Origin of the sequence: Croceicoccus pelagius, from assembly GCF_001661915.1 — a bacterium.
Lineage (GTDB): Bacteria > Pseudomonadota > Alphaproteobacteria > Sphingomonadales > Sphingomonadaceae > Croceicoccus > Croceicoccus pelagius.
The window spans coordinates 348,502-371,078 of record NZ_LYWY01000040.1 but is presented as its reverse complement, the minus strand read 5'-3'; the positions used below and the strand labels follow the sequence as shown (position 1 = coordinate 371,078).

Genomic DNA, 22,577 nt, shown 5'->3' with positions numbered 1-22,577 from the left:
TGACGTCGATGAAGATCGTGACGTCGCCCAGACCGCTTTCACCGGTGGTGTCGCCATCACCGTCGCTGTCGAGATACTTCACGCCCGAGATGTCGAAGAGCGGGAAGTTGGCGAAGTCCATGTCGTCCGCGCCATCGGCATCGATGGTGTAGCCGGCCTGGCCCAGCGTCTGCGAGTAGCCGCTCGGCTCGACCTCGTAGACGTCGAGACCGATGTAGGTCTCGTCGAGGCCGGTGAAGGACCACGAGCCGTCGTCGGCGGTTGTGGTCGCCTCGTCGGTGTCGGCTTCGTAAGTGCCGTTGTCGTTGACGTCGATGAAGATCGTGACGCCGCCCAGACCGCTTTCACCGGTGGTGTCGCCATCGCCGTCGCTGTCGAGATACTTCACGCCCGAAATGTCGAATGTGTAGAAATTGCCGATCGGATCGACGTTGTAGAGCGTGCCCGGATCTGCGCTGGCGGACACCACGACGGTTTCGTACGCCCCGGTGGTGAGATAAGCGCCATCAGGCACTTCTTCCTGCACGAAATAGGTCGCGCCGACCTTCACGCCATAGAATTGGTAGTTACCCGATGCGTCGGTTTCGGTTGTCTGGAGCAACTGGTCGCCGGCATCGAGAACGCCGTTGAGGTTCGTGTCGGCAAACAGCTTCATCACGACGCCCGCGACCGGGCCTTCGCCATCATCCCGCACTCCGTCGCCATCGCTGTCGCGGAACTTCGTGCCGTAGAACTTTACGGCATTTTGCGTGCGCCATTCCTCGAACGTCGCGTCGGTATCGTAATCGTTGTCATATCCGTTCTGGCCGTTGGAATCGGGAACTGGATCGGCATATCCGAACTCTGTATAGAGGTAGAGGTAGGTTTCCTCCTCCGACATCCCTTCGAAATAGCTGACCGGGATCAGGACGGAGAGGTCCGAGCGCCCCGAGCCTGACGAGTAGGCATCGGTGATGATGATGGAAACGTCATAGATGTCGCCCGTGTGCGCGCCGTCCATGTCGTATGCTATGTGCTGCCCAAACAGCGTGGTCTTGTCGGAGATGTTTCCATCGAGCGACGTGAAGATCGTGAAGGTGTCGAGCGAGATCTGCGCTTCTTCAAGCGATGAATTGTTCTCGTTCGCGTCAAGCCGGAAGTCGTAATAGGCAATCCCCGTATCGGGATCGGTCGTGATCGCGATGTCCGCCAGCGTGATCGTATGCGTGAAATTGCCCGAAGTCTTGATATGCGGGTTCGAGGGGTCGGAGCTGTCGGTATTGAAGCCGAATTCGGTTCCCGTGTTCTGGATGCCCAGGAAGTCGTTGAAGTTACCGGTACCCGAATTGATCGAGCCGCCTTCGAAAATGACACCATCGATCGTAACGAGCCCTTGGCCGTTCACGTCGAAGTCAACAGGATTGCCGTCGCTGTCGTAAGTGTAACCGGTAAGGTCTATGTCGACCTTGCCGTCCCCGGTGTAGTCGTCGCCCGTGTATGGGCCGACCGGAATGGCGAAGTCGGTGATGCCGTTGTCGGCAATGTTGTCCTTATCCCACGGATCATCGTCATGATAATCCACCGAATACTTCCAATAGCGTAGCTCAGTCATCGCTCAATCCCCACAATCAAGCACCAAAACAAAAAAGGCGTCGACGGTGATGACCGCGACGCCTGGCGAAGGTTGTTCAGTGTCGAAACAGCAGCGCAAAGTGGCTGTCGGGGGATGTCGGCACCATGCATTGAAAAGTATCCGCCCTTGAGCAGGCAGGCACTAATACTTCGGGCAAACCGAAGATGTCCTTGTTGACTTGCGCCATCGCTTGCACTCCCCACGTGTGCGTCCGGCCAGGTGCCGCAGCGGAAGCTACGGCTTAGTCGTTGGTAATATCCGGCAGCATCGGCAAGCAGCGACTCGCGCTATGCGACCAGTTAACAAATTGCTAACATGAGTCCCTATTGGCCCAAAGCAGAATCTAGACTTTACAATTTTCTGACAAAGACAAGTCGAATGTCGAGGTTGTCTTTCTGGCAATGGAGTCGGCACCAGTCTACAGGATGGCATAGTAACTCTATAAGGTCATAGGCATCAGATCTGTACTTTGTATTTGTGAGCGTAATTTGCCTGAAGATTCATGCTGTTGCCGCATTGCACCCAGCGCTTGACCTTAGATTTCCGCATTCGATTGCATCGGCCGTGTCCCGCAGGATGGGCCAGGTCATGCGCTATGCCGGGCCAAACCATCCGAGGCGGCACAGATTAGTTCAAATCTTTTTGAAATGCGCGATTCCGAAGCGGGCAAGTGCCTCTTGCACACGACGCGAACCTTCGGGGTATCGTTTCCAACGCGCTACCGCGTCTGCATAGATTGGCTTACGGACCTGCAGCGAACTGGCCGTGGCGACAGGGGCCGAATTTTCGTGGAAAGCGGTGCAGGCGTCGTTCCATTCCAGCCCGGCGAAAGCGACCAGGCGGCGCGCCTGCGTGTCGAAATCCGCGACGATGTCTTCATAGGAAACCGACAGGAAGCGTTCTTTGGGCAGGGCCTGTTCAAAGTGGTCGATCAGTTTTTCAAACAGCGCAACGAAATGGGCCGTGTCTTCGAAGTCGTAGGCATAGGAATAGTAAGTAAAGGCCGTGGCGAAAAGTTGCCGGTAGTTGCTAAAGACCGTATCATGCGGCGAGCGGCGCAAACAAACGACCCGCGCGCCAGGCAGAGCCTGCAAGACAAGGGGCGCGAAAAAGAAATTGAACGGCATCTTGTCGATGAAGCGCGGGCTGTCACCGACGATAGTGCGAACGCGGTCGATATAAGCAGCCTCGATGGCAGACAGATCCGCACTTCCTGCCGCCTCGATCGTCGGTGCGTCGAGGACGTGTCCGCCAGGCGTTTTCACCAGTCGCTTAATCAGGACCGCAAAGTCCGAAAGCTCGCCCGCCGACGTAACGTCAGGGTGCGCGGAAAGGATGCGTTCGGCGAGCGTCGTTCCGCTGCGCGGCATACCGACGATGAACAGGGGCGAAGGGTCGCCGGACAGGAATGGTATCGGCGCTCCCGCACTGGCCGCCGCTGCGGCGAAGAGGCGTTCGGTTTGTGCGCGGTCGTGGCCGGTGGTCTTGGCCAGTGGTTCCTTTGCGCGGTCGAGCCAGCCGAGTGAGGCGTCCCAATCGCCTTTGTCCTCCAGCACCCGCGCGATCGCATGGCCGATTATCAGGCGATCCTCGGCGTTTTCGGTCGCCGCGAACTTCTGCTCGAGATCAGGCAGGAACTCGCCATGCCGGTCCTTTGCCAGCGGGACGAGGGCGAGCCACGCCTGTGCGTGGGCCGGCTCGCGCGTGACGAGATCCTCAAGCACAGCGCGTGCTTTCGGCAGGTCGCCGGTAAACTGCAGCGCGATGCCGTAATTGTAGGCGGCCTGTGGATCGAACCGCTCGGCTTCCATCGCGCGGGCCAGAAAGGGGAGTGCCGCTGTATGCAGGCCAGTGCGGGAGAACAGGACGCCCAGATCGCCTGCCAGTTCGGGCCAATCCACGCCAACCGCCGCAGCAGCGCGGGCCGCGTCGCGGGCGGCGGCGGTATCGCTGCGTTTCAGGGCCAGGCGTCCCAGCAAAATGTGCCGCCAGCCTTCCGCGCCGCCGATCTTCTCCGCAAGGTCCGCCAGTTCCTCCGCCTTGGCGTCGTTGCCGTGTTCCAGCGCAATTGCGGCGAGCACCAAAACTGATGCCGCATCCGCGCCCTTTTCGCGCAGATACGCCTGTGCGGATGCGAAAGCTTCGCGCTCTCTTCCGGCGAAAAGTTGCAAAACTGCAACGGGGATCGACGTTTCTGTCATGACGATTGGTTACAAGGGTTATCGGATTGCACAAAGCGAGTCATGCTGCGCCGCACCAAAATTGGTGTAGCTTGCGGCGGATGTGGGGACTGGTCGCTGCTATCAAGACAAGGACCAAGACAGATGCAATCTGCACATACTTTCCGCATGTCTCTTTTCATCGGCTCCGTCCTCTCCCCTGCCATGGTCCCCGCCGTCGCGCATGCGCAGGCAGAGACCGCCCAGGCCAGCGGCAACGAGATCATCGTCACCGCGACTCGCCGCGCCGACACGGTGCAGGACGTCCCCTTCAACATCGCGGCCGTGACGGCCGATGCCCTTGAAGAACAGCGCACCCTTGATCTCGAAAGCATCGCGGCGACCGTTCCGGGCGTCTACATCGTCGATGCCGGCCCGCGACAGGGCAACACGATCGTGTTTCGCGGTCTTAACGCCGACCCCCTGACCGCGCAGGACGGCGACAATTCGGGCGGCGGCACCGTTGCCATCTACGTCGGTGAAATCCCGCTTTACGTGAATCTTCGCCCGATCGACATGGAACGTGTCGAGTTCCTGATCGGCCCGCAGGGCACGCTCTATGGTGCAGGCACGCTGGGCGGCGCAGTACGTTACATCCCGAACCGTCCGCAATTCGACGAGATCAGCGGCGAGGTCCGCACCGATTTCTATGACTATAAGCGCGGCGGCGGGATCAGCACCGACACCGGCATGACCGTCAACGTCCCGCTGGGCGACACGCTGGCTTTCCGTGGCTCGATCGACCTGCTGAACGACCAGGGCTTCATCGACCAGCCCTTCGTCGTGACCGAGGCGGGCGCCGTTAATCCCGACGATTTCGGCAATCCCGACGCCGTGAAGCGCGTGAAGGACACCAATTGGGCAGAAATCATCTCGGCCCGCGCCGCGCTGCGCTGGCAGCCGGTCGATGCGCTGGACATCAACCTCACCTACTACCTTCAGGACCTTAAGGTCGGCGGACGCCAGCTTACGCACAACAGCCTGAACGATCAGCCGCTGCTGGATTCGAACGGTGATTTCGTCGATTTTCCGGTTACAGTGGGCGACTATGAAAACGCGCTGCGCGTGCTTGAACCCAACAAGATCCGCAACGAACTCTTCGCGCTCGAAGCCGCGCTCGATCTCGGCTTTGCCGAACTGACCAGCGCGACCGGTTATTCCAAGTATTCCGACGACGGCAACCGCGACCAGACGGACCTGCTGATCACGCTCGAATACAGCTACGAAGCGTTCCCCACGTTTACCTCGCGCACGCAGGAAACGGGCGAGGAAGAAACCTGGACGCAGGAACTGCGTCTCGTCAGCACCAGCGCAGGTCCGCTCAGCTGGATCGTCGGCGGGTTCTACAACCAGCGCGATGCCGAAAGCCTGAGCCTCGAGTTCACGCCCTACCTCGACCAATATTACGGCACCGACTACCCGGCGAATATCGAATACGTGCAAGCCGTTCGCGAAAAGCTGAAGGAATACGCGGTCTATGGCGAGGTCGGTTACGAGATAACGCCGGAATGGCAGGTCACTCTGGGTGGCCGTTATTACAAGTACGACTACAAGGTCGCTTCGGCCTTCGATCTTCCGCTCTTCTCCATCGCCTTCGACGGGCGCGATCCGGCAAACGACATCCAGCTGGAGTTTGAGGAATCGAACCAGAAGAAGGACGGCTTCCTCTGGAAGGTGAACACATCGTACGAGTTCAACCCCGACGCGCTGGTCTATGCGACCGTCAGCAAGGGCTTCCGGATCGGTAGCGGCAACGGCATCGCGGCCTGCCCCGATGGGTTCGACCCGAACGATCCGGACAACCAGACGCTGTGCGCCCTGCCGAACGAATTCGCGTACGGCCCGGACGAAACGACGAACTACGAACTTGGCTTCAAGACGCAGCTCTTCAACCGCCGCCTGACGCTGAACGGTGCCGTTTACTACATCGACTGGTCGGATCCGCAGCTTTCTTCCACCACGCTTGCGGGCGGATTGCCGATCACGATCAATGGCGGGGGCGCGGAATCGAAGGGTGTCGAACTGTCGGCCAGTTTACGCGTGACGCCGGAACTGACGGTCAGCGGCAACTACTCCTACACCGATGCGAAGCTCACCGCGCTCAGCCCCGATCTGATCGCCTATACCGAAGGGCCGGGCTTCGGCACGCTTTATGAAGACGGCCTCGACGGCGATCGTCTGCCGGGCAGCCCGAAGCACAAGGGCAACATCTTCGTCAGCTACAAGCAGCCGGTCGGGCCCGATACCGACATCGGCTTCACCTACAAGATGACCGCACAGTCGAACATCCTGACCCGCGCGGGCGGCCGTCAGGGCACGACATTGAAGGGTTTTGCCATGCACGGCGCGGCGCTGACGCTCGACTACAAAGGTTTCTCGACGCAGCTCTACGTCGACAACCTGTTCGACAAGTATGCGGAAACCGGCGTGCGTTCGTCGCCCGAATACAACCAGGTCGTCTATGACGAGAACGGTGATCCGCACTACGTACGTCGTTACGGCACATTCGTGGCCGCACCGCGCACGATCGGCATCCGCTCGACGCTGAAGTTCTGATCGAAAGCCGGAGCGGTCCCACCTGCGCTGGCACGATCGCACAGGGACGGCCCGTCCGGTTTACGCCGGGCGGGCCGTTCTGATTCAAACCTCTGCGACATGCAGCAAGATCGCTAATGATAATCGGTTGCAACAAGGGCGCCGCTATGGGTAGGGTCCGCCCAAGTCCCTCGACAGGAGTCGCCCTTGTACCGTTATCTCGACCACCGAACTGCCGACCTTGCCCCTGCCGAAGCGTTTATTGTCGCCGCCACCCGCAAGTGGGTCGGCGCAGTTAGCAAGCGCAAGTGCCCGGCCGATGCGGTGGCAAGCGACTTTCTGGACCGCGGCCTGATGGCCGGGGTCGGCGCTTTTCACCGCATTCTCACGGTGTTGAACGTGCGCGCAAGGCTGCGTTTCGGCTTCGCGATGGAAGGCTGCCCCCTGATCGCGGAAGGGGAGGCGCTGATCCTCTCCTTGCTGCAGGAACGATGCTCAAGGGCCGTAACCCTGCAATGCATCTTCGGGCAGGAGCACGTAGCAGAGGTTTGTTCCGCTGCCATCGACGACTTCAACGCTGCGCTTCATGTTGCAGGAATGCCACTGTAATAACGATTATTGCAGTGGACCGCAGGAACCTGACAAAACCGATAGCTATGTAATCCGACAGGCGCTCGTAAAACATCCTCAACCTAATAGCCGTCCGGAACAGTCGTGCCCGTGAAGAGGCGCCGGCTATTGGTTTTAAAGGGAGAGATCGTCATGTCTTTACGCTCGAAATCCGTCTATCTTCTCGGAGGTGCTTCGCTGGCACTGACGTCGCAGGTCGCCTACGCTCAGGATGCGCAGACCGAAACCGCGAAGACCGGCGGCCTCAACGAAATCGTCGTTACCGCTCGTAAGCGCGAGGAAAGCGTTCAGGACGTTCCCGTCGCCGTCACCGCGATGTCGGAAGAGATGATCCAGAACCGCGACATCACCAGCATCGAAAAGATCGCTGCTGCAACGCCGAACCTCAACGTCGGCCGCGCCTCGAACGGCTCGTCGGCCCAGATCACCCTGCGCGGCATCGGTTCGTCATCGACCTCGATCGGCATCGAACAGTCGGTCGCCATCGTCGTCGACGGCGCATATTACGGCCAGGGCCGCGTCATCGAAGAAGGCTTCTTCGATCTTGCCCGCGTCGAAGTGCTGAAGGGCCCGCAGGCCCTGTTCTTCGGCAAGAACGCGACCGCCGGCGTGATCTCGCTGACCACCAATGATCCGACCTACGAATGGACCGGTTCGATCAAGGCCGGTTACGAATTCAAGGCCAATCAGTACCAGCTCGAAGGCATCATCTCGGGCCCGCTCAGCGACACGCTCGGCATTCGTCTTGCCGCACGCTATTCGGACATGGACGGCGGCTACTACCGCAACGTCTCGACCCCGATGAACTATACCACGGTCGACGTTGCACAGGGCTTCGGCGATCCGGAAACCTACGTGGCGCTGCCCATCGAAAGCCCGATGCCGCAGCAGGAGGAATTCCTGGCCCGCGGCACGCTGAAGTGGGAGCCGACCGACAATCTCACCAACACGCTGAAGGTCACGCGTAACCAGAACGACACGCTGAACAACAGCTGGAACTACGTCGCCTATTCCTGCGGCAACGGCACCGGTTTCAGTCAGCTTACCGTCTATCCGTGCGAGAAGGACTTCATCACGCACCAGAACGGCCTGCCGGCAGAAATTTCGCGCACCGTCCCTTACGGCAGCGACGACGGCACGCCGTACAACCGCTACCGCAGCTGGGGCATCAACAACGAGCTCGAGTACGACATGGACAACATGTCGATCGCGTCGGTCACCAACTGGCAGCGCAACAACAACTCGTGGCTGTGCGCCTGTAACTTCCAGACCACGGACGCAGTGCCGGGCGGCATGATCTTCGCGACCGAGAATTCGACCTGGGAAGCCTTTTCGCAGGAACTGCGCCTGACTTCGCTATTCGACGGTCCGTTCAACTTCATGATCGGCGGTCTGTACCAGAAGACCGATCGCGATTTCGGCCAGTGGGGCTTCTATAGCGACGTGCGCGACAGCGCCGCGCCGCGCCCCGACCTCGTCTATGCCGCGAGCGAGAAGATCAGCACCACCAAGGGCGAAACCTTCGCCATCTTCGGCCAGGTCCGTTTCGAGATCATGGACGGTTTCGAACTGGCGGCGGGCGGTCGTTACACCGACGAATCGAAGGATAGCTACTTCGCGCAGGAATACGTGAACCCGGCATTCTCGGTCGTCTATCGCAGCGCCGACGATCCGCTGGGCATCGTGACCGCCAACCAGAAGTTCAAGGACTTCGCGCCGGAAGTCACGCTGACTTACGAACCGACGCCGGACATCCTGCTCTATGCCGCCTACAAGACGGCCTACAAGTCGGGCGGCTTCTCGAACGGCGGCATCAACTCGAAGCTGTCGGCCGACCCTTACGGCGACCTTACCTTCAACCCTGAAGAGGCCGAAGGCTTCGAAGTCGGCATCAAGTCGACCGTGCTCGACAACCAGCTTCGCGCCAACCTGACCGTCTTCACCTACACGGTGAACGACTTCCAGGTCGACTTCTTCAACTCGCCGGTCTTCGCGTTCAACACGCTGACCGCCGATGCGAAGACGCAGGGCGTGGAACTCGAACTCGAATACGCGCCCTACGCAGTGCCGGGTCTCAACCTCAACGCGGCGATCAACTACAACGACGCGAAATACGACAGCTTCCCCGAAGGTCCGTGCTATTCGGGCCAGACGCAGGCTGAAGGCTGCAACGTCATCACCGCCGACGGACAGATCCGCCAGAACCTGACGGGCGAACGCCTCTCGGTCGCTCCGGAATGGACCGGCGTGATCGGCGTGAACTACGAGACCGACATCTCGAGCGCGCTGATGATGGGCTTCAATGCCAACGCCCGTTACTCGGACAGCTACAACCCGTCGGCCTTCGCCAACCCGATCGCGGTCCAGGACGATTACTGGACCATCGATGCCGGTCTCCGCGTCGGCGCATCGGACGGCAACTGGCAGCTGGCCCTGATCGGCAAGAACCTTACCAACCAGTTCTATGTCACGGGCGTCGTCGACGGTCCGTCGACGGGTACCGCTGCTGGCGGCGTGACTGGCGTAAAGGCCGACCAGCTCGGCTTCGGCACCCTGCCGCGCACGATAAAGGTCGAACTGACCAAGCGCTTCTGATCGCCTGATCACAAGCAATCGACAAAGATTTCGGCCCCGCCAGCGATGGTGGGGCCGATTTCGTTTGCGAGCCAGCCATGCTGCACCATTCAAAAGCCAAGCGCCTGACCGTGATCAGAACTTTTCTGTTCCCACCTTGGCTGACGGTGCTAGCCTCACGGCGCGGGCGCTCCTCTCGCTCACTCATTTCGTCACGCCATAACGGGTTCCCTCATGCCATCCATTCCCACCCCGCCCATCACTCGCCGCGGCGTTCTCGTCGCGGGCGCGGCTTCGGCTGCGGTCACAACCGTACCGGCTGCCGCGCAAGGCCCGGCCAAGGCCGCAAAGATCGCGCCGGTTCCGGTCAAGCTTGTCGTCAACGGCAAGGAGGTCGAACTTGAACTCGACACTCGCACGACGCTGCTCGACACGCTGCGCGAACATCTGAAGCTGACAGGTACGAAAAAGGGCTGCGACCACGGCCAGTGCGGGGCATGCACCGTTATGGTGAACGGGACGCGCGTGAACTCGTGCCTGACGCTCGCCGTCATGCATCAGGGCGATGAAGTCGCCACGATCGAGGGGCTGGGCACGGCGGATGACATGCATCCGATGCAGGAAGCCTTCGTCAAGCACGACGGATACCAGTGCGGCTATTGCACCCCGGGGCAGATCTGCAGCGCGGTCGCCGTGCTGAAAGAGATCGAGGCGGGTGTGCCCAGCCACGTGACCGGCGATCTTACCGCGCCGATGGCAATGACCCGCGCCGAGATGACCGAGCGGATGAGCGGCAACATCTGCCGCTGCGGCGCCTACTCGAACATCTTTGATGCAATGTCCGAAGTCGGGGGAGCCAAGGCATGAAGGCTTTCACTTACGAACGCGCGAAAAGCCCGGCCGAGGCGGCAGCTGCGGTCGCGGGCCGCGAAGGGGCAAAGTTCATCGCGGGCGGGACCAACCTGCTCGACCTCATGAAGCTTGAGATCGAGGCGCCGACGCACCTTGTCGACGTGCAGGATCTTGCCCTCGACAAGATCGAGGAGACGAACGACGGCGGCCTGCGCATCGGAGCGTTGGTGACGAACACCGCGCTCGCCGCGCATCCGAAGGTTCGCAAGGATTACGCAGTGCTGACCCGCGCGATCGTAGCCGGCGCATCGGGCCAGCTTCGCAACAAGGCGACGACGGCGGGCAACCTTTTGCAGCGCACGCGGTGCCCCTATTTCTACGACCCCAACATGCCCTGCAACAAGCGCGTCCCTAACTCGGGCTGCGCTGCGGCAGAGGGCTTTTCGCGCCAGCTTGCCGTGGTGGGCACGTCGGACAAGTGCATCGCGACTTATCCGGGCGATATGGCGATCGCCATGCGCGTGCTCGATGCGGTGGTCGAAACCGTTCTGCCCGACGGCAAGACGCGCACGATCCCGATGGCGGAATTCCACCGCCTGCCGGGCGACAAGCCGTGGCTCGACAATACGCTCGGCAAGGGCGAACTGATCGTCTCGGTCAGGCTTCCGGCCCCTGTCGGCGGACAGCACTTCTACCACAAGGTACGCGATCGCCGGTCCTATGCCTTCGCGCTGGTCTCGGTCGCCGCGATCCTCAACGATGACGGCTCGGGCCGCGTCGCGTTCGGCGGCGTAGCGCACAAACCGTGGCGGGTGGAGGCTGCCGAAGCCCTGCTGCCGCAAGGCGCGGGCGCGGTCGTCGCCAAGGCATTCGAGGGCGCGAGCCCGACCGAGCACAACAAGTACAAGATCACTCTGGCAGAGCGCACGCTCGCCGGTGTCATCGCAGAAGCGCGGAGCTGAGCGACATGAAGTTCGACGCACCTGCAGGGAAGAACCTGTTCGACAACGCCCGCATCGTGGGCAAGTCCACGCGCCGCATCGACGGTCCGCTCAAGGTCACGGGTGCTGCGCCCTATGCCTACGAACGGCACGACGTAATCCCCAACCAGGCCTATGGCTGGATCGTGGGCGCGGGCATCGCCAAGGGGCGGATCACCGCGATGGATACCTCCGACGCCGAAGCCGCGCCGGGCGTGATCGCGGTTCTCGCCGCGCCGAAGATGCAGCCCGTCGGGTCCAGCCCGTTCAACTACGCCCCGCTGTTCGGCGGCAGCGATGTGACCCATTATCATCAGGCCATCGCCTGCGTGGTCGCCGAAACGTACGAGGAGGCGCGCGCCGCAGCCGCGCTGATCCGCACCCGCTATGACCGCGGTGAGGGTACTTTCGATCTCAAGGCGAAGAAGTCGACCGCCCCGATGAGCGGGGAACCCAAGACGCGCGGCGATTTCGACGCCGCCTTCGCCAGCGCGCCGGTCACCGTGGACGAGACCTACAGCACGCCGGGCGAAAGCCACATGTCGATGGAGCCGCATGCCACCATCGCATCGTGGCAGGGGGACCAGCTAACGCTTTGGACCTCGAACCAGATGATCGCATGGTCGAAGGATGCGCTGGCCGCGATCCTTGGCCTCGATGCGGCGAACATCCGGCTCGATTCACCGTACTTGGGCGGCGGTTTCGGCGGGAAGCTCTGGGTGCGTGCCGATGCGGTTCTCGCGGCGCTGGCGTCGAAGGAAACGGGTCGTGCCGTGAAGATCGTGATGCAGCGCCCGCTCATCGCCAACAACACGACGCACCGTCAGGCAACGATCCAGCGCGTGCGGCTTGGCGCGGAGAAGAGCGGAAAGATCACGGCGCTCGGGCACGAGAACTGGTCCTACAACGTTCCTTCCGCAGGCGACGGCGAGACCGCGACCGCGCAGACGCCGGTGCTCTATGCGGGCGATAACCGCTATGTCGCCGAATATTGCGCGCGCCTCGACCTGCCCGAAGGCAACGCGATGCGCGCACCGGGCGAAGCGCCGGGGCATCTCGCGCTTGAGGTGGCGATGGATGAACTGGCCGAAAAACTCGGCATGGACCCCATCGCGCTGCGCGAAGTGAACGAGCCGGGCAAGACTGTTCCTGGCCAGCCCGACAAACAGTTCAGCGAACGCAACCTCGTGCGCTGCATGAAGGAAGGGGCCGAGCTTTTCGGCTGGTCGAAGCGTAACGCAAAGCCGGGACTGGTGCGCGACGGGCGCTATCTCGTCGGCATGGGCATGGCCGCCGGTTTCCGCGGCAGCCCGACGATGAAGTCGGCAGCCCGCGTGAAGCTTGCCGCAAACGGTCACGTCACGGTTGAAACCGACATGACCGATATCGGGACGGGCAGCTACACGATCATCGCGCAGACTGCCGCCGAGACGATGGGCGTTCCGCTGGACCATGTGACGGTCGAACTGGGCGATTCCGCCTATCCGGCCTCGGCAGGTTCGGGCGGGCAGTGGGGGGCGGCAAGCTCTACCGCGGGCGTCTATGCCGCCTGCGTCGCACTGCGCCGGAAGATCGGCGAGGCGCTGGGCTTCGATGGCGACGCGGCAACGTTTGCCGACGGCAAGATCGTTGCGGGCGACAAGACCCACGCGCTTGGCGATGCGGGCGCAATGTCGGCGGAAGACGCGATCGAGTTCGGCAAGTTCCAGCGCGACTACAACATCGGCACATATGCCGCGCACTTCTGCGAAGTCGCGGTCGATGCCTATACCGGCGAAACCCATATCCGCCGGATGCTGTCGGTCTGCGATGCGGGCCGCATCCTCAATCCGCTTTCGGCGCGCAGCCAGGTGATCGGCGCAATGACGATGTCGGTCGGCATGGCGCTGAGCGAGGAACTGGCCGTCGATCCGCGCTTTGGCTTTTTCGTGAACCACGACCTTGCCGGATACGAAGTCGCCGTACACGCCGACGTGCCGCATCAGGATGTCGTCTTTCTCGACACGCCCGACCCGGCGATTTCGCCGATAAAGGCGAAGGGCGTGGGCGAACTGGGCATCTGCGGCCCCGGCGCTGCGATCGCCAACGCGATCTACAACGCCACGGGCATCCGCGTGCGCGACTATCCGCTGACGCTGGACAAGTATCTGGACAGGCTGCCCGCGCTTGTCTGATCCATGTGCGGCGGGGCGCAATTGCTGCGACCCGCCGCGAATTACTTGGCGTAAGTCATAGTTGGTTGCGCTGCCCCGATACGCTTAAGTCGGGTAATGACCGAAAAACCGTTCAATCCCGTGGCCGCATGGCAGGACGTTATCCAGCGTTGGGAACACGAGCTCAACGCATGGTCGGGCCAGTTCACGAACAGCGAGGAATTCGGCGCGCTGATCGGGCAGGCGACGAAAGCCACCGTCTATGCGCAAAAGGCCATGGCCGAGCAGACCGAGGCGGTGCTGCGTTCGCTGAACCTGCCGAGCAAGAGCCAGATTGACGAGATCTCCGAGCGTCTTGCCGTGATCGAGGATCACATCGCGCAGATCAGGCTGGAAATGGGGGAGGGGACCCGCAAGGCATCGGGGGGCGAGCCGAAGCGCACGCGCAAACCCCCGGCCGATCCCAAGGCCGATGAGTGAAAACGCACTAGAACTTCTCGATCCCGAAGCGATTTCGCAGCAGGTCCGCCGCGAGGTGGACCGCGCGCTGAAACGCAACATCAAGGGGCTCGACTTCCTTGTCGCCGATCGCGAGCCGGTGGGCCACATGCCCAAGGACGTGCTCTACCGCGACGGGACGGCGGTGCTCTACCGCTATCGCCCGCTGCTGGACGAGATTTACCGTGTGCCTTTGCTGGTCGTCTCGCCGCCCACAAATCGCGGCTATATCTTCGACCTAGCCAAGGGGCAGAGTTTCTTCGAATACCTGCTGGGTCAGGGTTACGACGTCTACAACCTCGACTGGAACCCGCCGCGCCGCGACGAGAGCGTGCTGGGGTTCGAGGATTACGTCGGACGCTTCATTCCCGCCGCGCTGCAAGTGATCGAGGACAAGACCGGTGAGCGCGACGTAAGCCTTGCCGGCTATTGTGCCGGCGGCACATTGGCGACGATCTATGCCGCGCTCGACACCACGAAGCGCATCCGCAACCTCGTCACGCTGGCCACGCCAATCGACTTTTCGCACATGCACCTGTTCCAGACATGGGCGGACAAGCGATATTTCGATGTCGACCTGCTGGTCCGCGAACTCGAGCTGATCCCGCCCGAAATCATGCTGGGCGCATTCGACCTGGCCCGCCCGGCGAACAGGACGGCGGGGCGCGTCAATCTCTGGACCAACATGTGGAACGACGAATTCGTGAAGTCGTACCGCATGTTCGACCGCTGGGCGGCGGAAACGCTGCCGATTCCGGGTGCCTATTTCGGCCAATTGATCAAAGACCTGATGTGGGAAAACGCGCTTGTCGAAGGCAAGTTCGAGATCAATGGCAAGAAGGCCAAGCTGGACAATATCGACGCGTCGATCCTCAACGTCGTCGCCAAGCACGACCACGTCGTCAGCCACGAGGCCACGGGCCCGCTGATGACGATGACATCTTCCAACGACCGCGACGAGATCGTCGCCAAGGGCGGCCACGTCTCGCTCGTCGCGGGGCCTGCTGCCTTGCGCCGGCTGTGGCCGCACATCGATACCTGGCTCGGAAAGAGATCCACATGACTGCTCTCGACATCGCACCCACCGAGATCGACCTTGCCGGTCGCCGCGTCACGCTGCGTCCGCTGACCGCCGCCGACGAAGAGGCTATGCTGCTTTTCGCCAACGGCCTGCCGGTGCGCGAGCTGCTGTTCCTGAAGCGCGACATCCGCAGCCCGCGCGTGTTCAAGGCATGGATGCAGGAAATCGCGGCAGGTACGATCCGCTCGATCGTCGCGGTCGAAGGCGACGTGATCCACGGCTGCACCGCGTTGGTGCGCGATGAACTCAGCTGGTCGCCGCATGTCGCCGAAGTGCGCGTGCTGGTCGATGCCGACAGCCGCGGCATGGGGCTGGGCCGCCTGCTCGCGATGCACTGCCTTGACGCTGCAGCGGATGAGAAGATCGAGAGGCTGACCGTGCGCATGACGACCGATCAGGAAGCGGCGCGCCAGATGTTCGAGGAAATGGGTTTCCGCCCCGAGGCGCTGCTGCGCGATCACGTCCGCGATGCCGAAGGCGTATCGAGCGACATCCTGATCATGGCGCAGGATACGCGCAGCCACCGCTCGATGCACTCGGTCTACGGGCTGGGCTGAAGCCTCAGCGGTAGCAGGCGGCGAAAGGCCCCTTGCGCTCGAACGGTTTCCACTCGCCTTCGGTCTGCGAAAGCCGGTCTGCGACGATGTAGAACACTGCCGGATTGGCGATAAAGCCGAAGTGGCTGGAGACCACCTCGATGTTCTCGGTCTTCTCGTCGGTTTCGGAAATGCAGTTCTGCCACGCGGTAATGCCGTCGGTGCGCGAATAGACCGCGCTCGACGGGACGGGCAGGACGTGGTGGCCGGTGGCATAGCGGGCGTGCTTTCGCATGTCGGCAATGCGATTGCCGGTCAGCAGTTCGTAAAGCATGTTGAGGTTCGTCGCGCCCGGATCGCCGGTAAAGGGGCTGCCCAGCGTGACGACCTGTCGAACGTCTTCGGGATCGCGGCGCGTGGCCTCACGCGCGATGACGCCGCCAAGGCTCCACCCGACGAGCGACACCTTGCGGCCCGTTTGCTTGCGGATCTCGGCAATGCGCTGCGCGATGTGTTCACCGTTTTCGCCGGTAGTGTGCTGATCAAGGTTCCAGCCCAGGTCCCAGGGGTGCACGTGATGGCCCAGCCGTGTCAGGAACGATCGCAGAACCGCCGTCATCCGGTCGTTCGTGGCAAAGCCGGGCAGGACAAGCACGGGGTGCCCGTCGCCGCGCGGCACGCCCGTCATCAGAGGATAGCTGAACGCGAGCGATGCCAGTTCCATCATCGACCGCGCACCTTCGGCGAAGGTCAGCGCGGGTAGAGGACTGAGGATTTCGGACTTTTCGGGCATGTTTGACGGTCTGCCCCACGCTTACGAGGGGCGATACAGTCCCTTTTGTCAGGTGTCACCCGCGCCATCCGGCAGATTCCTTATCGGTCTTAAACTCCGAATTAACCCTGCGAGTGCGAAAACGACCGATCTAAAGGAAGGTCGCAAGCCAAAATGACACGTCGCAACAACGAACGCCTCGATTCGGACCGGCAGGTGGAATGTCGCGCCGACGGACAACCGTTCCATGCCGTTCTCTACAACGTCTCCGTCACCGGATGCATGATCGAGATGCCTTATAATCGCGTGAGCGAGGGTGATCGTCTGTTCATCAAGGCGGAAGGCAATATCCGCCTGGCGGGCCGTGTCGTGTGGCAGGACGAACGCAACGCGGGCATCAAATTCGACCAGCCGCTGCATGAGGCCGTCGTCCGCTTTCTCGGGTACGATCCGGTAAAGGGCGCGATGATGATGCCGACCGATCGTTTCGGTCGCCCGCTTCCCAAGCTGCCGCGCGCCGCCCCAGCGCTCGCACGGGCCTGGTAAGCTCTCACGAGTTCCGGACCGAAGAACGCGGCCTATCGCCGCGGGCATGCCAAACCAGAAACCCCGACAGATGGTCGGACAGGTGGTGCGCGAGAACGCCGTCGTTCGATAGGCGAGGTGATCGAAATCAAGGCGCGTCAGATGATCCGGTGCGATAATCTTCCCGTCGGCATGGCTCAGTGCGATCATGCCGCCGGAAGGGAGCGCCGATGGACGCCGAGAGGATCGATAGCAGTTCTGACATGCGGGTCGCGGAACCGGCCCACGAACCTGCCTTGCCCGCGATGCCGGTCTGGTTTGACGAGCTTGACACCGGCCTGTCGATGCAGGCGCATTTCGCGGTTTCTGGCAACTTGCGCGATCTCTATCCTGCTCACGAAGACGGCGGGATCGCCTTTCGCACGTTCGAGCAGATGGTCTGGCGCATCGCCGAGGCGAAAGGCTTTGCCGCGCTGTGCATCTACGACAGCGATGCGGGTCTGCGTGTCCACCCGGAATGCCCCGACAGGATCGTCACACGATTGATGGGCGCGGGCGTCGAGGTCGGTGCTTTTGCCGAAACGCCCGAGGCTTTCGCGAAATTGCACCGCACCCTAACCAGTCTGCAAGACCTGCCGCTAGTCCTCATCGTCGACTACGCACCCGCTCTGTTCGGCGGGGACATGGCCTTGATGTCGCAGGCGCTGGTCGAGGCGGACAAGACCGCGCGGCAGGTCATGCTGGGCGATGCACTCGACCGTGATCCGCCCCGCTTGCCCAGTCCGACACTCTGGCTGGTCGAAAGGCCGGGCGACCTGCCGGCCTGGTTCGTCGCCGGCAACGATGCCTTGCGCGAACTGTCGGTCGAATTGCCGAACCTTGAGGACCGCTATGCCTATGCTCGCACGCTGGTCGGGCATTTCACCGATGGCGAGACGCTGGACGGGGCGGAGCTTGCGAGCTTCCTCGAACAGTTCGCGCTCGAGGCCGAGGGCATGAAGCTCGCCGGCATGAAGTCGGTCGCCCGTATTGCCGAACGGCATGGACTTGCGAGTGCGGAGATCACCGAGGCGATCCGTTCGCATCGCCTTGGCACGCGGCGCAATCCGTGGAAGTCGCCGGTCATGCGATCGCGCATGATGCGGGCGCGCGAGATCCTTACGCGGCGGATCAAGGGCCAGCATCATGCAATCGACAAAACACTCGACATCCTGATGCGATCGATCGTCGGGCTGTCGGGCGCGCAAACCGGGTCGCGATATAATCGTCCGCGGGGCGTGATGTTTTTCGTCGGCCCCACCGGCGTCGGCAAGACCGAACTGGCCAAGGCCGTGACCGAGCTTTTGTTCGGGGACGAGAACGCCTGCCACCGCTTCGACATGTCGGAGTTCATGGAGGAGAATTCGATCAACCGCCTGATCGGCGCACCTCCGGGCTATCCGGGTCACGAGCGCGGGGGCGAACTGGTCAACGCCATGCACAAACGGCCGTTCAGCGTCGTGCTGTTCGACGAAGTCGAGAAAGCGCACCCCCGCGTGCTCGACGCGTTCCTCCAGATCCTCGACGAAGGGCGGCTGACGGATTCGCGCGGGTCGACGGCCTATTTCTCCGAGGCGCTGATCATCTTTACCTCCAACATCGGCCTGATCGGCAAGAACCACACCCAGAACATGGGCATGAACATCCTGCCATCCGACGATTTCGCCGAGCTTGAGGCCAAGCTGATCGACGCGGTGCGCCAGCATTTCCGAAACGAGCTGAACCGCCCCGAACTGATGAACCGCATCGGCCAGAACGTGATCGCCTTCGAGTTCATCGGCGGCACCGTCGCGGCAGAGATCTTCTCCGCCATCGTCGGGCGTGTGCTCGATGTCGTGCGCGCCGAACACGGGGTGGAGATAGAGATCGAACCGCAGGCAATGGACGACTTGCGCTCGCTCTGCATGGCGGACTGGTTCGAGGGGGGACGCGGCATCGCCAACCGGATCGAGACGCACTTCATCAACCCGCTCTCGCGCGAGATATTTCGCCACCAGCCGCGCGAGCGCATGACCATCGTTTCTGCTAAAGAAGCGGACAGCACGACCACGCTGGAATGCAGGCTCTAACCAGTGACCTGTGATTTTGAGGAGTATCCGCCCGCCCGGTTATTCATGACAAGCGTCATTAAATAGCCGGGCACAGCCATCGGATCGCTGCGAGTGCCCGGATAATACGACGCGATCCGGGAGATGGAAAGATGGCAGACGCACACGAATGGGATCTGGAAGCCGACGTTGTTGTGCTCGGTTCCGGCGGCGCGGCGATGACCGCCGCGATCGCGGCGCACGACTTTGGCGCGAAAGACGTCGTGATCCTCGAAAAGACCGGCATGGTCGGCGGCACGACCGCAATGTCCGGCGGTATGCTGTGGGTGCCGGGCAACCACCACCAGATCGAAGCGGGCGTCGAAGAAAACGACGAGGATGTCGTCACCTACCTCGATTCGCTCGCGCCCCGTCAGCTCGACCCCGACACGCTCTTCGCTTTCATGGAGGGCGGGCCGGAGATGGTCCGCTATCTCGCCGACAGGACGCCCGTGCGGCTGACCGCGTTCAAGGACTTTCCCGACTACCAGTCCTATGCCCCCGGCGCGAAGCCCGACGGTGGCCGGTCGCTCGACAACGAGGCTTTCTGTTTCGAGCGGCTGGGCAAGTGGGCGCAGCGCGTGAACCCCAGCAAGATGGCATATCCCCTGCGTGGCAGCCTGATCGAGGCGATAACCGGCGCGCTGGATGAAGAGACCTTGGCCGAGCGCGATGCACACGATTATCGCGGGCTGGGACAGGCGCTGGCCGGTTCGCTCTATCTCGCCGTAATCGAGCGTGAGATTCCGGTGGAGTTCGAAAAGCGCGCCAAGAAGCTGATCAAGGATGGCGAACGTATCATCGGCGTCATCGCCGAGGATGCCAGCGGCAACGACTACAAGGTGCGTGCCCGCCGCGGGGTGGTGATCGCGACCGGCGGGTTCGAATGGAACGAGGATCTGGTCAAGACCTTCTTGCGCGGCCCTCTAACCGGCCCCGTCTCTGTCCCGGAAAACGAGGGCGACGGGTTGTTGATGGCGATCGAGGCAGGCGCCAAGCTTGCCAATATGCAGCACGCCTACTGGATGCAGAGCGTGCTTGAGTTCGAGCCGCAGCACCGTTCGGCAAAGCCGAACTACCTGCTGGGATCGGACGAACGCGCACGACCGGGCGCGATCCTCGTCAATCGCAAGGGCAAGCGTTTCGTGAACGAAGCCGCGAACTACAACGCACTGGGCAAGTCGCTCCACGCCTTCGATGCGGGCTCGCACACTTACGCGAACCTGCCCTACTGGCTCATCATCGACCAGCGCTATCGCGACAAGTACCAGACCTTCAACACGCCTCCGGGCGGCCCGACGCCGGGCTTCATGATGCAGGCCGACACGCTGGACGAACTCGCCGAAATGGCGGGAATCGATGCCGAAGGGCTGAAGGCAGAAGTCGAACGCTTCAACACGATGGTACGTAACGGCCACGACGATGATTTCGGCCGCGGCGACAGCACTTACGACAACTTCTACATGTGGGGCGATACCGACTTCGATCCGCCGTACCGGACGCTCGGCGTCATCGACCAGGGGCCGTTCTACGCGGTCAAGATGGAAGCGGGCGCGCTGGGTACGGCGGGCGGTCCCAAGACCAATGCCGACGCGCAGGTCGTCGACTGGAACGGCAACCCGATCCCGGGCCTCTATGCGGCGGGCAACGCGATGGCGTCGGTTCTGGGCGAAGTCTATGGCGGCGCCGGCGGCACGCTCGGCCCCGGCATGACTTTCGGCTACATCGCGGGCAAGCACCTGGGACAGCACATCCCGAACGTCTGAGGATCATGCTCTCTCGGCATTGTCGGGCCGTTGTCAGATCGTCGGCGATTTCGGGGGCATGGATGGTGCCGCTTACGTGACTCGAACACGTGACCCCATCATTACGAATGATGTGCTCTACCAACTGAGCTAAAGCGGCCGACCATTTCAATTCAACCGTGGAGGCCCGAGCCGGAATCGAACCGGCGTAAACGGATTTGCAGTCCGGTGCGTCACCACTCCGCCATCGGGCCTCACCACGGGTGAGGGGCGCACCTAGCGAGTCTTTACGCGCGGTGCAATCGGGTTTTCGCGTCAGCCCGTCAAAGGCCGATCAATCGCCGGTCAGGTGTTGATTCCCATCGACTTGAACCAGCGCTTCACGTTGCGCGCCGCCTGCCTCAGACGCTGCTCGTTCTCGACCATGGCGATACGCACGTAACCCTCGCCCTGCTCGCCGTAACCGACGCCCGGTGCGACCGCGACTTCGGCTTCGGAAAGCATCTGTTTCGAGAACTCGAGGCTGCCCATGTGCTTGAGCGCGGGGGGAAGCGGGGCCCATGCGAACATCGATGCAGGCGGGCTGGGAATGTCCCAGCCGGCGCGGGCGAAGGCATCGACCATGACGTCGCGCCGCTTCTGATAGAGGTTGCGGTTCATCTCGACGATGTCCTGCGGCCCGTTCAGCGCGGCACAGGCCGCAGCCTGGATCGGGGTGAAGGCGCCGTAGTCGAGATAAGACTTCACCCGGGTCAGCGCCGAGATCAGCTTTTCGTTGCCCACGGCAAAGCCCATGCGCCAGCCGGCCATCGAGTAGGTTTTGCTCATCGAGGTAAACTCGACCGCAACGTCCTTCGCGCCCGGCACCTCGAGGATCGAGCGCGTCGGCTTGCCGTCGTAGTAGAGCTCCGAATAGGCAAGGTCGGACAGGATCCAGACGTTGTTCTCCTTCGCCCAGGGGACCAGCCGTTCATAGAAGGAGATGTCGACCGTCTCTGCCGTCGGGTTCGACGGATAGTTCACGATCAGGACCGTCGGACGCGGCACCGAGTGGCGCATCGCGTTTTCGAGAACCTCGAAATAGTGGTCGTCGGGCGTCGTCGGCACTTCGCGGATCGTTGCGCCGGCAAGGATGAAGCCGAAAGTGTGGATCGGATAGCTGGGGTTGGGCGCCATGATGACGTCGCCGGGTGCGGTGATCGCGGTGGCGAGGCTGGCTAGTCCTTCCTTCGATCCCATCGTGACGACAATCTCACTCTCGGGGTCCAGTTCCACGTTGAAGCGGCGGGCGTAATAGTTCGCCTGTGCGCGGCGCAGGCCCGGAATCCCCTTCGACTGTGAATATCCGTGGGCGTCGGGCTTTTGTGCCACTTCGCACAGCTTCTCGATGACATGCGGCGGCGGCGGCAGGTCGGGGTTGCCCATGCCAAGATCGATGATGTCGCGTCCCGCGCGGCGCGCCTCGGCCCGCATCGCGTTGACTTCGGCGATGACATAGGGCGGCAGGCGCTTGATGCGGTAGAACTCGGTATCCATCTCTCGGCTTAATCCAATGGGCCATCAGGCCGTTTCGTGTCTGTGCCACTTGCGCGGCGGTGTGTCGGGGGCACCGCCCCAAAGCATGGGGGGCATTGCGATGTCCCGCAAGTGTGTGCAAGAGCAATTTTGTTTCCCGTTCGACCTTTTGACAGCGTTGATCTTTCATCTGCTGCATTGCAATGTCGCACAGCGACGGGAGA

The 22,577-nt window shown here is 62.0% G+C and carries 16 protein-coding genes and 2 tRNA genes; 12 read left to right on the top strand and 6 right to left on the bottom strand.

What is annotated here, in order from left to right; translation table 11 throughout:
• A partial coding sequence (locus tag A9D15_RS15955) for an SdrD B-like domain-containing protein (RefSeq protein ID WP_216634399.1) occupies positions 1-1,591 on the bottom strand: 1,591 nt, incomplete at its 3' end.
• A gap of 653 nt (positions 1,592-2,244) precedes the next feature.
• Positions 2,245-3,813 (bottom strand): tetratricopeptide repeat-containing sulfotransferase family protein, encoded by a 1,569-nt coding sequence (locus tag A9D15_RS15950; protein ID WP_066766887.1) that lies wholly within the window; start codon positions 3,811-3,813, stop codon positions 2,245-2,247.
• A gap of 123 nt (positions 3,814-3,936) precedes the next feature.
• On the opposite strand from A9D15_RS15950, the gene A9D15_RS15945 reads away from it, so the two are divergent.
• From A9D15_RS15945 to A9D15_RS15905, 9 genes are all read left to right on the top strand, one after another.
• The gene (locus A9D15_RS15945) at positions 3,937-6,387 is read left to right on the top strand and encodes a TonB-dependent receptor (RefSeq protein WP_066766879.1); all 2,451 of its coding nucleotides are present in this window, start codon (positions 3,937-3,939) and stop codon (positions 6,385-6,387) included.
• Positions 6,388-6,573: 186 nt separating this feature from the next.
• A complete protein-coding gene (locus tag A9D15_RS15940) occupies positions 6,574-6,975 on the top strand; it encodes a hypothetical protein (protein ID WP_066766875.1) in 402 nt (133 codons plus the stop codon).
• A 153-nt stretch (positions 6,976-7,128) separates the two neighbouring features.
• The gene (locus A9D15_RS15935; protein WP_066766872.1) at positions 7,129-9,591 is read left to right on the top strand and encodes a TonB-dependent receptor; all 2,463 of its coding nucleotides are present in this window, start codon (positions 7,129-7,131) and stop codon (positions 9,589-9,591) included.
• Between the two features lie 213 nt (positions 9,592-9,804).
• Positions 9,805-10,437, top strand: a complete 633-nt coding sequence (gene paoA / locus A9D15_RS15930; RefSeq protein ID WP_066766870.1) for an aldehyde dehydrogenase iron-sulfur subunit PaoA — start codon at positions 9,805-9,807, stop codon at positions 10,435-10,437.
• Positions 10,434-11,384 carry an FAD binding domain-containing protein gene (locus tag A9D15_RS15925; RefSeq protein WP_066766868.1) on the top strand — a complete coding sequence of 317 codons (951 nt, stop codon included), beginning with the start codon at positions 10,434-10,436 and terminating at the stop codon, positions 11,382-11,384. Before paoA ends, A9D15_RS15925 begins: the two co-directional genes overlap by 4 nt.
• Before the next feature lie 5 nt (positions 11,385-11,389).
• Positions 11,390-13,576, top strand: coding sequence for an aldehyde oxidoreductase molybdenum-binding subunit PaoC (gene paoC, locus A9D15_RS15920; RefSeq protein ID WP_066766866.1), 2,187 nt, complete (start codon positions 11,390-11,392; stop codon positions 13,574-13,576).
• Between the two features lie 96 nt (positions 13,577-13,672).
• Positions 13,673-14,035, top strand: a complete 363-nt coding sequence (locus A9D15_RS15915; protein WP_066766864.1) for a poly(R)-hydroxyalkanoic acid synthase subunit PhaE — start codon at positions 13,673-13,675, stop codon at positions 14,033-14,035.
• Positions 14,028-15,116, top strand: coding sequence for an alpha/beta fold hydrolase (locus A9D15_RS15910; RefSeq protein WP_066766863.1), 1,089 nt, complete (start codon positions 14,028-14,030; stop codon positions 15,114-15,116). Before A9D15_RS15915 ends, A9D15_RS15910 begins: the two co-directional genes overlap by 8 nt.
• Positions 15,113-15,691: a GNAT family N-acetyltransferase gene (locus tag A9D15_RS15905; RefSeq protein WP_066766859.1), complete on the top strand. Its 579-nt coding sequence runs from the start codon at positions 15,113-15,115 to the stop codon at positions 15,689-15,691. Before A9D15_RS15910 ends, A9D15_RS15905 begins: the two co-directional genes overlap by 4 nt.
• Positions 15,692-15,695: 4 nt before the next feature.
• Here the strand turns inward: A9D15_RS15905 and A9D15_RS15900 are convergent, their stop codons facing one another.
• Positions 15,696-16,463 carry an esterase/lipase family protein gene (locus A9D15_RS15900; RefSeq protein ID WP_066766857.1) on the bottom strand — a complete coding sequence of 256 codons (768 nt, stop codon included), beginning with the start codon at positions 16,461-16,463 and terminating at the stop codon, positions 15,696-15,698.
• A gap of 153 nt (positions 16,464-16,616) precedes the next feature.
• On the opposite strand from A9D15_RS15900, the gene A9D15_RS15895 reads away from it, so the two are divergent.
• The 3 genes from A9D15_RS15895 to A9D15_RS15885 all read left to right on the top strand — a co-directional run bounded on the left by A9D15_RS15895 (position 16,617) and on the right by A9D15_RS15885 (position 20,859).
• Positions 16,617-16,988 (top strand): PilZ domain-containing protein, encoded by a 372-nt coding sequence (locus A9D15_RS15895; RefSeq protein WP_066766855.1) that lies wholly within the window; start codon positions 16,617-16,619, stop codon positions 16,986-16,988.
• A 209-nt stretch (positions 16,989-17,197) separates the two neighbouring features.
• Positions 17,198-19,075, top strand: a complete 1,878-nt coding sequence (locus A9D15_RS15890) for an AAA family ATPase (protein WP_082924536.1) — start codon at positions 17,198-17,200, stop codon at positions 19,073-19,075.
• Between the two features lie 131 nt (positions 19,076-19,206).
• Positions 19,207-20,859 carry an FAD-binding protein gene (locus A9D15_RS15885; protein ID WP_066766853.1) on the top strand — a complete coding sequence of 551 codons (1,653 nt, stop codon included), beginning with the start codon at positions 19,207-19,209 and terminating at the stop codon, positions 20,857-20,859.
• A 63-nt stretch (positions 20,860-20,922) separates the two neighbouring features.
• On the opposite strand, the gene A9D15_RS15880 is transcribed toward A9D15_RS15885, so the two are convergent.
• The 3 genes from A9D15_RS15880 to A9D15_RS15870 form a co-directional block, all read right to left on the bottom strand.
• Positions 20,923-20,998 (bottom strand) — tRNA-Thr (locus A9D15_RS15880).
• A gap of 20 nt (positions 20,999-21,018) precedes the next feature.
• Positions 21,019-21,092 (bottom strand) — tRNA-Cys (locus tag A9D15_RS15875).
• Positions 21,093-21,183: 91 nt separating this feature from the next.
• Complete coding sequence (locus A9D15_RS15870; protein ID WP_066766845.1) at positions 21,184-22,374, bottom strand: LL-diaminopimelate aminotransferase; 1,191 nt, start codon at positions 22,372-22,374, stop codon at positions 21,184-21,186.
• Positions 22,375-22,577 lie beyond the last annotated feature (203 nt).

Excerpts from the sequence above, each read along its gene's own strand:
- A9D15_RS15950 (WP_066766887.1), bottom strand. The coding sequence starts at position 3,813 with ATGACAGAAACGTCGATCCCCGTTGCAGTTTTGCAACTTTTCGCCGGA.
- A9D15_RS15945 (WP_066766879.1), top strand. The coding sequence starts at position 3,937 with ATGCAATCTGCACATACTTTCCGCATGTCTCTTTTCATCGGCTCCGTC.
- A9D15_RS15935 (WP_066766872.1), top strand. The coding sequence starts at position 7,129 with ATGTCTTTACGCTCGAAATCCGTCTATCTTCTCGGAGGTGCTTCGCTG.
- paoA (WP_066766870.1), top strand. The coding sequence starts at position 9,805 with ATGCCATCCATTCCCACCCCGCCCATCACTCGCCGCGGCGTTCTCGTC.
- A9D15_RS15925 (WP_066766868.1), top strand. The coding sequence starts at position 10,434 with ATGAAGGCTTTCACTTACGAACGCGCGAAAAGCCCGGCCGAGGCGGCA.
- paoC (WP_066766866.1), top strand. The coding sequence starts at position 11,390 with ATGAAGTTCGACGCACCTGCAGGGAAGAACCTGTTCGACAACGCCCGC.
- A9D15_RS15915 (WP_066766864.1), top strand. The coding sequence starts at position 13,673 with ATGACCGAAAAACCGTTCAATCCCGTGGCCGCATGGCAGGACGTTATC.
- A9D15_RS15910 (WP_066766863.1), top strand. The coding sequence starts at position 14,028 with ATGAGTGAAAACGCACTAGAACTTCTCGATCCCGAAGCGATTTCGCAG.
- A9D15_RS15905 (WP_066766859.1), top strand. The coding sequence starts at position 15,113 with ATGACTGCTCTCGACATCGCACCCACCGAGATCGACCTTGCCGGTCGC.
- A9D15_RS15900 (WP_066766857.1), bottom strand. The coding sequence starts at position 16,463 with ATGCCCGAAAAGTCCGAAATCCTCAGTCCTCTACCCGCGCTGACCTTC.
- A9D15_RS15895 (WP_066766855.1), top strand. The coding sequence starts at position 16,617 with ATGACACGTCGCAACAACGAACGCCTCGATTCGGACCGGCAGGTGGAA.
- A9D15_RS15890 (WP_082924536.1), top strand. The coding sequence starts at position 17,198 with ATGGACGCCGAGAGGATCGATAGCAGTTCTGACATGCGGGTCGCGGAA.
- A9D15_RS15885 (WP_066766853.1), top strand. The coding sequence starts at position 19,207 with ATGGCAGACGCACACGAATGGGATCTGGAAGCCGACGTTGTTGTGCTC.
- A9D15_RS15870 (WP_066766845.1), bottom strand. The coding sequence starts at position 22,374 with ATGGATACCGAGTTCTACCGCATCAAGCGCCTGCCGCCCTATGTCATC.